At 43.8% G+C, this 12,825-nt stretch carries 10 protein-coding genes; 4 read left to right on the forward strand and 6 right to left on the reverse strand.

Features of this window, described 5'->3' with window-relative positions; translation table 11 throughout:
• Positions 1–85: 85 nt before the first annotated feature.
• The 5 genes from QF117_RS06210 to glnA form a co-directional block, all read right to left on the reverse strand.
• Positions 86–2,620 carry an EAL domain-containing protein gene (locus QF117_RS06210; protein ID WP_282388218.1) on the reverse strand — a complete coding sequence of 845 codons (2,535 nt, stop codon included), beginning with the start codon at positions 2,618–2,620 and terminating at the stop codon, positions 86–88.
• A 123-nt stretch (positions 2,621–2,743) separates the two neighbouring features.
• On the reverse strand, positions 2,744–4,147 hold the full coding sequence (glnG, locus tag QF117_RS06215) for a nitrogen regulation protein NR(I) (protein ID WP_282388219.1): 1,404 nt from the start codon (positions 4,145–4,147) through the stop codon (positions 2,744–2,746).
• A gap of 44 nt (positions 4,148–4,191) precedes the next feature.
• Entirely contained in the window at positions 4,192–5,244 is a 1,053-nt protein-coding gene (gene glnL / locus QF117_RS06220; RefSeq protein WP_282388220.1) for a nitrogen regulation protein NR(II), read from the reverse strand.
• Between the two features lie 130 nt (positions 5,245–5,374).
• A complete protein-coding gene (locus QF117_RS06225) occupies positions 5,375–5,917 on the reverse strand; it encodes a DUF4124 domain-containing protein (RefSeq protein WP_282388221.1) in 543 nt (180 codons plus the stop codon).
• 197 nt (positions 5,918–6,114) lie between these two features.
• A complete protein-coding gene (gene glnA, locus QF117_RS06230; protein WP_282388222.1) occupies positions 6,115–7,524 on the reverse strand; it encodes a glutamate--ammonia ligase in 1,410 nt (469 codons plus the stop codon).
• A 536-nt stretch (positions 7,525–8,060) separates the two neighbouring features.
• Here glnA and typA point away from each other — a divergent pair.
• Together typA and QF117_RS06240 are read left to right on the forward strand one after the other, a co-directional pair.
• Positions 8,061–9,893: a translational GTPase TypA gene (gene typA / locus QF117_RS06235; RefSeq protein WP_017036271.1), complete on the forward strand. Its 1,833-nt coding sequence runs from the start codon at positions 8,061–8,063 to the stop codon at positions 9,891–9,893.
• Positions 9,894–9,986: 93 nt separating this feature from the next.
• The gene (locus tag QF117_RS06240) at positions 9,987–10,541 is read left to right on the forward strand and encodes an AAA family ATPase (protein WP_282388223.1); all 555 of its coding nucleotides are present in this window, start codon (positions 9,987–9,989) and stop codon (positions 10,539–10,541) included.
• On the opposite strand, the gene QF117_RS06245 is transcribed toward QF117_RS06240, so the two are convergent.
• Positions 10,528–11,169, reverse strand: a complete 642-nt coding sequence (locus tag QF117_RS06245) for a DUF2959 domain-containing protein (protein WP_282388224.1) — start codon at positions 11,167–11,169, stop codon at positions 10,528–10,530. The genes QF117_RS06240 and QF117_RS06245 overlap by 14 nt on opposite strands.
• Before the next feature lie 304 nt (positions 11,170–11,473).
• Between QF117_RS06245 and QF117_RS06250 the strand changes: the two genes are divergently transcribed.
• Entirely contained in the window at positions 11,474–12,388 is a 915-nt protein-coding gene (locus tag QF117_RS06250) for a virulence factor BrkB family protein (RefSeq protein ID WP_282388225.1), read from the forward strand.
• A complete protein-coding gene (gene dtd / locus QF117_RS06255) occupies positions 12,360–12,794 on the forward strand; it encodes a D-aminoacyl-tRNA deacylase (protein WP_282388226.1) in 435 nt (144 codons plus the stop codon). The genes QF117_RS06250 and dtd overlap by 29 nt, the downstream gene beginning before the upstream one ends.
• Positions 12,795–12,825 lie beyond the last annotated feature (31 nt).

The raw sequence follows: 12,825 nt of genomic DNA on the forward strand, positions 1-12,825 counted from the left end.
ATTAGGGGGCTAATGCCAAGTATAAAAACCAATCACTATACTGTCAGTAGTAAAAGTGGGGAAAAGTTATTGAATCCCCTATTTGTCATTTAATGTTAACTAAATGTGTTGGCCACTCCGTGAAAGGAACAGGGCGGCTATAGAGGAAGCCTTGGCCTTGGGGACAGTGAAGGGAGTTAAGCATCTGCACTTGCTCTATTGTTTCAATACCTTCGGCGACAATATTAACCTTCATTCCTTTTGTCATATTAATAATGGCTGAGACAATAGAGTTATCGAGAGTCTCAATGTTCATTTGTTCAATGAAAGTTCGGTCTATCTTAATGCAGTTAAAGGGTAATTCATGTAAGTAAGCCAGCGAACTATAGCCAGTTCCAAAGTCATCAATGGCGATTTTGCAGCCTAACTGTTGAATAGCTTGCATGTTATTTAGCACCAGCTTATCACCACTGACGATGCGAGATTCGGTGATTTCGAGGGTAAGGTATTGAGCGTCAATACCTGAGTCTTCGATTGTTTTGGTCAAGCTGGAAATATAATCTTGCTGGGAGAGTTGATTAGCCGACACGTTGACATGCATGTGAAAATCTTTGCCCCATTTTCCTTGTTCTACACCGAGCATCGTATCTCGGCACGCTTGGCGCAAGATTTGTTCACCGATTTCGGAAATAAAACCATATTCTTCTGCTATAGGGATAAAATCTAGAGGTGGGATCAGGCCTTCTTTAGGGGATATCCATCTGGCAAGAGCTTCAGCACCAATAACATCACCGGTATTAAGATCCATAATTGGCTGATAAAAGGCAACGAACTCATTGTTCTCAATCGCCGTTTTAATTTTAGCCATCATTGTTGTTCGGTTTTTGGAAATATCCGCCATTTCAGGTCGGTAGTAGCTGATGTTCGAGGGTTCGAGTTTAGAGTTGCTCAGTGCAATACTGCCATTTCTTAACCATTTCCCCATAGATGACTGGTTATCATTGTCCGAGACAATCCCGATAGAGACACTGATAATGAGGTTTTGGCCATCGATAACAAACGGTGAAGCAAAGGCTTGATGAACACGCAATGCCAACTGCTTGAGATCGCTCTCGGTTATTTGCTCTGGTAAGTAAATCGCAAACTCATCACCTCCAATACGAGCAAGGTAAGTATTTTTGTGCGCGATATGCTTAATGCGTTGCGAGATATCTTTCAGTAAGTGATCGGCTCTGTTGTGCCCAATACTGTCATTAATGTTTCGAAACCTATTTATCCCAATCATCAATAAATGACCATTAAGAGTTGGTAATTTATCACAACAATCAATGAGTCCTTCGCGGCTATATACCTTGGTTAATGAGTCATACAACAACTGGTTACGAAGAGCATCAAAGGAGATTTTGAGGTTATCCGTCATTTCGTTGAATGCGTTGACGAGAAGGTTAATTTCATAGATATGGCCAGACTTAGGCATGGTGCTATGCCAATTGCCATCTGCTAGATCGCTAGCTGCTCGAGCGGTAGCCGTCAGTGGTTGAGTAATTTTGTTAAACGCGATGAAGCCAAGAGCGATACCGATAACACTGACGAAAATGCCAAGACTCCAACTCAGGCGTTGGTTATTCGGTAATTTTCCCAGCAAATCTGGTTCTGAAATGGAAACGCCGATATACCATTCAAGCCCATGTTGATCGGTATACGGGGTGACTTGGCTAAAGTAGCGTTCACCAGAGATGATGGAATCGAATTTATATAATCGAGATTGTATAGGGAAAGCGAGTGGTCGAATAAATTCAGCCATGGATTGAATGATAGGGTTAGCACTTTCAATGGCGAGCAAACGATCGCCTTTGTCTGTGATGGGGGTTCCCCAGGAGACAACACTTTTATCACTTGAGTGAGTGATGAGTTGCTGATCATTGTCGAAGATATAAATGGTCGCTTTGGTGCGCTGTTTAAGCTCGGCTAAAAACGCATTGAAAGTATGGAGTTTAATATCTGTCGCAACAACGCCCATAAATTCATCATTGTCTATAACCGGAGCCAGTGCTGAGATGGTTATCGTTTGTCTTTCATCGGCATCCGTATAGATTGATGACCAAACGGGCTTCAAATTACTCGAAACCGGTGTGTACCACGGGCGAATTCGCGGATCGTAGTTTTCAATCACAGCTCTGGTGTTATCGCTTATCGCATCACCTTGGTAGATGACCAGATTATCATTCGAACGATTGTCTTGAAGCATTAAGGTGTAGGCGTCATCCGCTTCTTTTCTAAAGCCTATATATTCAGCGGCTTCGCTACCAAAACTGATGACCCCAATTTGAGAAATTGGTTCGTAAAGAGAGTGAAAACTACTCAGGATATAGTCTTCAATCAGTTCGAGGTTACCCGAACGGTAGAGCTTATTTTGCCCGATGTTGTGGCTAATGGACAAACTGGCTTGGAAGGATTCTTCAAGGTAGTGATCAAGCTTTTGAACTACATTTGTGGTCAGCGATGTCAGGTGTTTATCAGTAACCTCATTAACCATCTCTTCATAGCTGTATTTTTGCACCGCAATAATACAGCCCATGGTCACCAAGAAGATGAGGATAAAAGGCAGAACAACCGCTGTTCTTAGTGTTATTTGAGTCATTAACTTCCATCGAATATCTGATTTACGCGTTTATTTACTACAAAAGAGTGAGGATGAGGCACAAAAAGTACAAACCAACACCATTAAGCGCCTCATCAACGCGTTTTATTTCCATATATTCAATCAGTATAGCTCTTTTAGCTTTCTCGTCAGGGTATTTCTTCCCCAACCTAGAACCTTAGCAGCATCTTGTTTGTGTCCATTGGTATGATTAAGAGCAGCCTCTAGTAAAATTCGTTCAAATTCTGGCTGTGCGAACGTCAGCAGTTCCGTTTCACCGGATGACAGAGCTTTCTTGGCCCAGGAAGAAAGTAACCCTTGCCAGTTGTCACCTTCACCGAGGGTGAGTGATGGCTTTTCATCGATCAACTCACCAGGAAGATCGTTAGGAAGAATCTCATTACCACTGGCCATAACGGTTAACCAGCGACAAATATTTTCAAGCTGGCGGACATTTCCTGGCCAATCAAGGTGATTAAGCACATCTACTGTCTTTGGATGAAGGGTCTTCATGTCAACCTCTAACTCATCGGCCGCCAAAGACAAAAAGTGTAGGGTCAGTTTTTCGATGTCTTGTCGTCTTTCTCTTAGTGCTGGAATGTGGATGCGAATGACATTAAGGCGGTGGAATAAATCTTCACGAAATTCCCCTTTATGTACTAGGCTTTCAAGGTTTTGATGGGTAGCAGCAACAATTCGCACATCCACTTTAATGGCTGAATGCCCACCGACACGGTAAAACTGTCCATCAGACAATACACGTAGAAGTCGTGTTTGGATATCGAGTGGCATATCGCCGATTTCATCTAAAAATAAAGTCCCTCCATTAGCTTGTTCAAAGCGACCTTGCCTAACACTATTTGCTCCAGTAAATGCGCCTTTTTCATGGCCAAATAGCTCAGACTCAATTAGATCTTTGGGAATCGCGGCCATGTTTAGTGCAATAAAGGGTTTTTTTGCTCTAGGGCTGTGTCGATGCAGGGCGTGGGCAACCAGTTCTTTACCTGTGCCTGATTCACCGTTAATGAGAACTGAGATAGAGGAACGAGATAATCGACCAATTGCGCGAAACACCTCTTGCATTGCAGGCGCTTCCCCAATAATTTCAGGTGTTTCACTCGACGAGGTTTCTTCAGTACTTTGTGATTTACGTTGCTCTTGATTGTGAGCAATGGCTCGTTCAACCAACGTGAGCGTTTCGTCGACGTCGAAAGGTTTGGGAAGGTACTCGAACGCCCCTTTTTGATAAGCGTTCACGGCGGCATCAAGATCGGAGTGAGCCGTCATTATGATCACAGGAAGTTCTGGTGAGCGAGTGTGAATTTGTTCCAGTAGTTGAATGCCATCAATGCCTGGCATGCGAATATCAGAGACGAGAACATCCGGCGTTTCTCGCTCTAAGGCAAGTAAGACACTTTCTGCATCGGAAAATGTTTCGCATTTTATGTTGGCTGATGAGAGTGTTTTCTCCATCACCCAGCGAATGGAGCTATCGTCATCGACAACCCAAACATATCCTTTACTCATAGTGCGTATTCCTCATAGACATTCCGTTGCAAGCATTTAAAAAGTTATATAGGTAAATAAATGGTAAATGTGGTTTTACCTGGCCAGCTTTCAACGTCAATTTTTCCGTTGTGCTGATCGATTAAATTTTGAGATATCGAAAGGCCTAAGCCCGTTCCTCCTTCACGACCGGTGATCATTGGATAAAATAGAGTGTCGAGTAATTCGGGTGAAATACCCGGCCCGTTATCTATGATTTCAATGCGAGCGGAAAGTTTGTGTCTTTGGCCATGAATATTCGCTTGGTGCACTGTTCTGGTGCGAATAGTGATGGTGGGGTGCACCTGTTGGTGCTCCGTTAATATTTGTGCCGCGTTACTGATGATATTAAGCAGTGCTTGCTCTATCTGGTCTGAATCGACCAATATATCAGGTAAGCTTGGATCGTAATCGCGTTCAATCGCAATGGTGTATTGGGATTCAAGTTCCACCAATTGACGGGCTTTTTCTATAATCGAGTGCAAGTTTTCAGGTCGTTTTTTACCGGGCTTTTGTGGACCAAGAAGTCGATCAACCAAGGCTCTGAGTCGATCCGCTTGCTCTATAATAATCTGAGTGTATTCCGTTAAGTTTGGATCGGGCAGCATTCTTTCCAGTAGTTGTGCGGCACCACGTAGACCACCCAGAGGGTTTTTTATTTCGTGGGCTAAGCCTCGAACCAATAGCTTAGCGGCTTGTTGCTGTGCATGTTGATTGAGCTCTTGCGATAAACGACGTTGCTGGCCGATTTTTCGCATTTCAACCAACAGCATCAGCTCCTTTTTCCACGACAGAGGGCTTACCGTAACTTCAAGCATTAGTGGTTTACCGTCGACAACAAATGTCACATCGCTATCGGTAATACTTTGACCACTTTGCAGTGGCTGAGAAAGCAAAGCTAAGTCCATAGAGGCGTGCTGAATGAGTTTAGAGAGAGGTTGATCGACGATGCGCTTGGCACTTTGCGTAAATAGCTGTTCCGCTGAAGGGTTGGCATATCTCACAATGAGAGATTCATCCAGCATCAACGTCGCGGTTACAACATTATCTAAAATGGCGGTGCTTAATTCTGCGCTCACAGGATCATCCTTGTTACTCTGAAAATTACCCCTGCACCAATATGGTGCGTGGTTATTCCAGTATGGCGCATAGCATCAGGAATCGAAAGTAGATTTGGACCGTGTGAGGTCTTTTTGAGTCTGTTTCTCGCTACTTTATCGAAGCCCGATGTAAATGCACCGTTATAGACATAGATGATGCAATAAGCTTGCCGTCTCTAAAGGCTTGAATTGAAATAGTATGAGAGCCCCGATCGATGTTTTTTAGCTGCCATTTTCCCGTTGTATTTGGAGCAGAATAAGTGGCGTTGTTTAAGATCAGTTGAAAATGCTCACCCACTAACAACTTGCGATTCGAGTTTACTGTGATGTTGATATGGCCTTGATTACTACGGATGGTTTGGTCATGTTGTGGCGATTGAAAAGAGAGCGATAGTGGCCCCGGTTTAGTGGTGGCTTTTCCTTTTTCTTCGCTAGGCAGATCGCTGCTGGGAAGAGATTCAAAGGAAGGGGCGGGTGCTTCTGCGAAGTGATCGGGCAGTGTAATGGTTTTTACTGTTTTCCCGCCTTTTTTCCCGTTAGTAGAATCGCTGAAATGAAGAACACCTTGGTCGTCTTCCCATGTGTAGATGGTTTGCGTGTAGCTGAACACAGGAAAAAGCAGTGTTATAAAAAATAGAATATAGGGCTTCATCACTCATTTTTCCTTCACATAATCCACTGATTGAATGGGCTTTTTTCGTTGGAAGTGCTTTGGGAGGCAGTCAGAGAGTAGGATAAAGCTGAAGGACGAAGGGGCAAATAAACAAAAGGCTCACCTGAGAGGTGAGCCTAATAAAATAGTAACTTCAATCACGAATTACACACGACGGTGTGAATGTCGAATTGAGGTTATACTGAGTAGTAAAGTTCAAACTCTAGTGGGTGAGTTGTCATGTTAATCAGCTCAACATCTTTAGACTTAAGTTCGATGTAAGAATCGATAAAGTCATCAGAGAATACACCACCAGCCGTCAGGAATTCACGATCGCTATCAAGCGCTTTTAGTGCGACTTCTAGAGATTCTGCAACCGTTGGGATTTCTGCTGCTTCTTCTGCTGGTAAGTCGTACAAGTCTTTATCCATCGCTTCGCCAGGGTGGATCTTGTTCTTAATTCCGTCAAGACCTGCCATCAGCATTGCTGAGTAACATAGATAAGGGTTCGCTGCTGGGTCACCAAAACGTAGCTCGATACGGCGTGCTTTCGGGCTTGGTACCACTGGGATACGGATAGAAGCAGAACGGTTACGTGCAGAGTATGCAAGCATTACAGGTGCTTCGAAGCCAGGTACAAGACGCTTGTACGAGTTAGTTGATGGGTTAGCAAATGCGTTGATTGCGCGAGCGTGTTTGATGATGCCGCCAATGTAGTAGATAGCCAGTTCAGATAGGCCGCCGTACTTATCACCAGCAAACAGGTTTACACCGTCTTTTGCTAGAGATTGGTGAACGTGCATACCAGAACCGTTATCACCAACCAGTGGTTTAGGCATGAATGTCGCTGTTTTACCAAACGCGTGAGCAACGTTGTGTACTACGTACTTGTAGATTTGAGTCTCATCGGCTTTTGCTGTTAGCGTGTTGAAGCGAGTTGCGATTTCGTTTTGACCCGCTGTTGCAACTTCATGGTGGTGCGCTTCAACAACAAGGCCCATCTCTTCCATGATTAGACACATAGCAGAACGGATGTCTTGAGATGAATCAACAGGAGCAACAGGGAAGTAACCCCCTTTCACGCCAGGACGGTGACCTTTGTTACCACCATCGATATCAGAACCAGAGTTCCAAGCCGCTTCGATGTCGTCAATCTTGAAGAAAGAACCTGACATGTCAGTGTTGAATTTCACATCATCAAATAAGAAGAATTCTGGCTCAGGACCGACAAGAACAGTGTCTGCGATACCTGTAGAACGCAAGTACTCTTCAGAGCGCTTAGCGATTGAACGTGGGTCACGATCGTAGCCTTGCATTGTTGCAGGCTCTAAAATATCACAACGAATATTCAGTGTTGAATCTTCTGTGAATGGGTCAAGAACAGCACTTGATGCGTCAGGCATCATGACCATGTCTGATTCGTTGATACCTTTCCAGCCAGCAACTGAAGAACCGTCGAACATCTTGCCTTCTTCAAAGAAGTCTGCGTCAACTTGGTGAGAAGGTAAGGAAATATGCTGCTCTTTGCCTTTTGTATCGGTAAAGCGTAGGTCAACAAACTTAACTTCGTTTTCTTGGATCAGCGATAGGACATTTTCTACTGACATCTTGGATAACCTCCAGTGTTATTAAAGCGGTATTAGCTCGATTCGTTGTTCTTTTATATAAGTAGAAACCGATATAAAAGTAAGAAACCCAGCATTGATTAATTTCATTTCAATTGTATTAACCGATGCTATTTTCTATAAAGCGATAATCGTGCCAAAAAAATTAATCCATTAATTTCAATGCATTATGTGTTTTTTGTTGGTGGGCAATAAGAAAGTTGCACCAAAATGATCCGTACTGGCACTTATTTGGTGCAAAATAAAGTTAATGCACCAATATGAATCAAGCAACAGAGGTTATTCAGCCAATAATTGCCTGATATGTCAATGACAATAATGGATACCTGAGTTGAGTTTGTCTCAAATCAACTCGTCATCTAGTATTAAAGAAGAATAAATCGCTGAGATAGATCACATATTTCTAGGATTTTCTCCAGAATCTGGTACATTACGGACGTTTTTTTAATCAAATAAAGCAATGCTCATTAAATACACGATTTAAGAGGGTTGCTTCTTTTATAAGTGAATCATATTCCATGGCTACTCCACAGATTGATAAGTTAAGAAATATCGCGATCATCGCGCACGTTGACCACGGCAAAACAACACTGGTTGATAAATTGCTACAGCAGTCAGGTACGCTAGAGTCTCGCGGTGAAGCTGAAGAGCGAGTCATGGACTCGAACGACATCGAAAAAGAGCGTGGCATTACCATTCTTGCTAAGAACACAGCAATTAACTGGAATGACTACCGCATCAACATCGTAGATACTCCTGGACACGCGGACTTCGGTGGCGAAGTTGAGCGTATTATGTCAATGGTAGATTCCGTTCTACTGATCGTTGACGCGGTTGATGGCCCAATGCCTCAAACTCGTTTCGTAACACAAAAAGCATTCGCACACGGCCTTAAGCCAATCGTTGTTATCAATAAGATTGACCGCCCTGGCGCTCGTCCTGATTGGGTTATGGATCAAATCTTTGACCTATTTGATAACCTAGGTGCAACCGATGAACAGCTAGACTTCACCACTGTGTACGCATCAGCACTTAATGGCTGGGCAACAATGGAAGAAGGTGTTGTTGGCGAAGATATGGAACCATTGTTCCAAGCGGTTGTAGACACAGTAGAAGCGCCTCAAGTTGATCTTGAAGGCCCACTACAAATGCAAGTATCTCAACTTGATTACAGCTCTTACGTCGGCGTTATCGGTGTTTGTCGTGTCACTCGCGGTAGCGTTAAGCCAAACCAGCAAGTCACCATCGTGAATGCAGAAGGCCAAAAACGTAACGGTAAAGTCGGTACGGTTCTAGGTTATCTAGGTCTTGACCGTCACGAAGTAGAACAAGCAAATGCGGGCGATATCATTGCAATCACAGGTCTTGGCGAGCTTAAAATCTCAGACACAATTTGTGATGTGAACAATGTTGAAGCGATGGAAGCATTGTCTGTTGATGAACCAACAGTGACCATGACTTTCCAAGTAAACACTTCGCCATTCGCGGGTAAAGAAGGTAAGTATGTTACTTCACGTAATATCCTTGAGCGTCTTGAGAAAGAATTAGTTCATAACGTTGCACTTCGCGTTGAAGAAACAGACAGTCCAGACCGTTTCCGTGTATCAGGCCGTGGTGAGCTTCACCTATCTATCCTGATCGAAAACATGCGTCGTGAAGGTTTCGAGCTAGCCGTATCTCGTCCAGAAGTTATCATTCGTGAAGAAAATGGCCAGTTAATGGAACCGTTTGAAACAGTGACCATCGATGTTCTTGAAGAACACCAAGGCGCTATCATGGAAAGCATTGGTCTACGTAAAGGTGAGCTAACGGATATGGCTCCTGATGGCAAAGGCCGTGTACGTATGGACTTCATGATGCCTTCTCGTGGTCTTATCGGTTTCCAAACTGAGTTCCTAACAATGACGTCTGGTTCTGGTCTTATTTACCACTCATACGATCACTACGGTCCACACAAAGGTGGTGTGATTGGTCAGCGTAACAACGGTGTTCTAGTATCGAACGCAACAGGTAAAGCTCTGACTTACGCTCTGTTCTTCCTTCAAGCTCGTGGTCGTTTATTTGCTGAGCACGCGGATGAAGTTTATGAAGGCCAAATCATCGGTATTCATAACCGTTCAAATGATTTAACCGTAAACTGTCTGAAAGGTAAGCAATTAACCAACGTTCGTGCATCTGGTACCGATGAAGCACAGGTTCTTTCACCACCTATCAAGCACACACTAGAGCAAGCGCTTGAGTTTATCGATGAAGATGAACTGGTAGAAGTAACGCCTGAAAACATTCGTATCCGTAAGAAACTTCTTACTGAAAACGAGCGTAAACGTGCGGCACGTCCTGCAAAAGCGTAATCACTGAATTAGCGATATATCAAAAGGGTGGGAAGTTATCTTCTCACCCTTTTTTGTATCTGTGAGAAGGGCAAAAATGGAATACAAAGATCGATGAAGCCTTTTATTATTTCTGGAGGTCCAGGGGCGGGCAAGACGAGTATCATTGAGTGTTTAGCGAGTATGGGCTACTACACAGCAACAGAAGCCTCACGGATGTTAATCGAGCAGCAGAGTCGCTTCGATAATGGTATTTTGCCGTGGACGAATCTTGGCGCTTTTGCTGAGCTGTGTTTGGCGTTGATGACCGAGCAAAAGCAAGCGGCGCAGAAAAGTCGACGTATCGCATTTATGGACCGAGCTGTTCCAGATATTTGCGCGTATTTGAAGCAAGGCAGGTTGCCCATCGAGAAGCGTTATATGAGGGAATGTGAAGGCTATCAGCCGATCGTCTTTCTTTGTCAACCTGAGCGGTCGATTTACGTACAAGACACCGTAAGGCCTCACCCTTTTGAAGAAGCGTTAGAGATACATGATCAGTTATTGAGCACCTATTTAGAGTTGGACTTTGATGTGATTCAGGTACCTTGGGGAGAGATTAGTGAAAGAGCTGAGTTTATTGAAAACCAAGTAAAAACAGCCCTAAAAACTCTTATTACTGCGGGTTAAGTTGATTAAGAAATCGATCAGATTCTTCAATAGCGGCGTTCATCTGCTGAATAGCGTACCCAATATCTTTTTCTAAACTCATAAACTCACCCTGAAGTGACCCGACCGCGCTTGCATTAAGGTTATGCTTTAGATACAGCGTATTGTCTCTGAGCGTATTGAGTACTGGCGTCATTTTTTTCTCAGCTTGCTTCATCGCAGACAGCATGCTGTTGTAAGATGTTTTCGTTTCTCGAAGCTTCTGTTGGCTCGAACGGCGAAGTTTATCGCTAGTATATAGGTCAAGCTCTTGCTGCCATTCATCAAATAGAGCATCAGAGACATCTTCTATTGCTGCAATGCGGTCAGAGACGTCCTGTGCAGCGTTCTCACTGTCTTGATACTTGTCATTGATTTCGTTGTACACCTTTTCCAATTCGCCGCCGTCAAATTGGGTGAAAGCGGAAATAGCTTCAAGTGCGCTAGTGAACTCTTGTTGAGCTTCCTGCTGGGCTTCTTTTGCGTCTTCAACACGTTCAACCATAATGTCACGTTTGTGGTAGCCCACTTGCTCCATCGCAGAATAATAGGTGGATTGGCAACCACTTAACGTGAAGAATGAAACCAATAGAATAATTAAATAAGGCATCAAAATTTCCTTTTTAATGATAAGTCTAAGAGTTGTACCCCACTTAAGAAAATAAAGCCAGTCGTCTGATCTTGTCGAACTATGTGCAAGAATAAAGGTCATATTTTGAGATGAAAATCTATTTGTCGCTCGGTAATACAAAAGCCTGTAACATTAAGTACTGTAAAAAAAATACAGTAAAGCCGTTGAAAGCTCAGGTACAAATTCGATGTGGATCCGATGTCTTTCAGTCGTAAAGAGCACGATGATCGCGATGACAAATGGCCTAACTACTGTTTAACCCGGTGTACTAAGGACAGATGTCGTGGATATAAAAGCAATAGGACATAGCTCTCTGAATTTCTTTCGCTACCTGCTGGTGCGAATGAACCACGATAGAATCAACGTAAATGCCGGATACCTGACTTACATTACTCTCCTGTCTATTGTGCCAATGCTGACCGTATTGCTTTCCGTGTTATCTTCTTTCTCACTGTTTTCAAGCTCGGGTGATGTAATACAAGATTTTGTGATTACTCATTTTGTCCCGGCTGCCGGTGATGCCGTTAAGGGAGCATTGGTTGAATTTATTGCCAACACCGGAAAGATGACTGCGGTTGGTGGTGCATTTTTGTTTGTCGCAGCGCTGATGCTGATTTCAAATATTGATAAAAACTTGAATTTTATCTGGCGAGTAACAGAAAAGCGTCGTCCGGTGTTTTCATTTTCGATGTATTGGATGGTATTAACTCTCGGGCCCATTTTAGTGGGTACAAGTATTGCCGCGACCTCGTACATCACCTCCCTAAAGATCATTGATAGTGAAGCGATCAGCGGTATTTACAATCTGCTGTTGCGATGGCTGCCATTCTTACTGTCATTTTTTGCTTTTATCGTTTTGTATCTACTTGTGCCTAATAAAAAAGTACGTTTGACGGACGCCATGGTGGGTGCGATAGCTGCTGCTATACTGTTTGAGCTGAGCAAAAAGGGGTTTGCTGCTTACATCACTCATTTTCCTTCTTATCAATTGATTTATGGCGCATTAGCGGCGATTCCGATTCTCTTTGTTTGGGTGTATTTGTGTTGGTTGATTGTCTTGATTGGGGCTGAAATAACGGCAGCTTTGGGTGAACAAGCCCTGTGGTCTGGTGCCTCAGAAGTGCTACAATCAAGCGCTAAAGAAGAAAAGGGCGAAGAGGACAACAAGAGTGATTGCGCTGATTCAGAGAGTAAGTGAGGCGGCCGTCAAAGTTGACGGTGAAGTCGTTGGAGAAATCGACCACGGCCTATTGGTGTTATTAGGCGTTGAGAAAGACGATGATGAAGCGAAGGCGAAACGCCTGGTGGAACGAGTCACGACCTATCGAGTCTTTGGTGACGACGAAGGAAAAATGAACCTCAACGTTCAGCAGGTCGGTGGTAAAGTGCTGGTGGTTTCTCAGTTTACGTTGCCTGCCGATACCAAAAAAGGCACAAGGGCTGGCTTTTCTCGAGGCGCTCACCCAAGTGATGCTGAGCGTTTATACGACTATTTTTCAGATGCTTGCGCAACGGTATTGCCAACAGAACGTGGCCAATTTGCTGCCGACATGAAAGTGTCATTGGTGAATGATGGTCCGGTGACGTTTTGGTTACAGGTTTAGTGGTTCATCACCGATACCGATACAAGGACGA

It is taken from the genome of Vibrio sp. YMD68 (assembly GCF_029958905.1).
Lineage (GTDB): Bacteria > Pseudomonadota > Gammaproteobacteria > Enterobacterales > Vibrionaceae > Vibrio.

Excerpts from the sequence above, each read along its gene's own strand:
- QF117_RS06210 (WP_282388218.1), bottom strand. The coding sequence starts at position 2,620 with ATGACTCAAATAACACTAAGAACAGCGGTTGTTCTGCCTTTTATCCTC.
- glnG (WP_282388219.1), bottom strand. The coding sequence starts at position 4,147 with ATGAGTAAAGGATATGTTTGGGTTGTCGATGACGATAGCTCCATTCGC.
- QF117_RS06225 (WP_282388221.1), bottom strand. The coding sequence starts at position 5,917 with ATGAAGCCCTATATTCTATTTTTTATAACACTGCTTTTTCCTGTGTTC.
- glnA (WP_282388222.1), bottom strand. The coding sequence starts at position 7,524 with ATGTCAGTAGAAAATGTCCTATCGCTGATCCAAGAAAACGAAGTTAAG.
- typA (WP_017036271.1), top strand. The coding sequence starts at position 8,061 with ATGGCTACTCCACAGATTGATAAGTTAAGAAATATCGCGATCATCGCG.
- QF117_RS06240 (WP_282388223.1), top strand. The coding sequence starts at position 9,987 with ATGAAGCCTTTTATTATTTCTGGAGGTCCAGGGGCGGGCAAGACGAGT.
- QF117_RS06245 (WP_282388224.1), bottom strand. The coding sequence starts at position 11,169 with ATGCCTTATTTAATTATTCTATTGGTTTCATTCTTCACGTTAAGTGGT.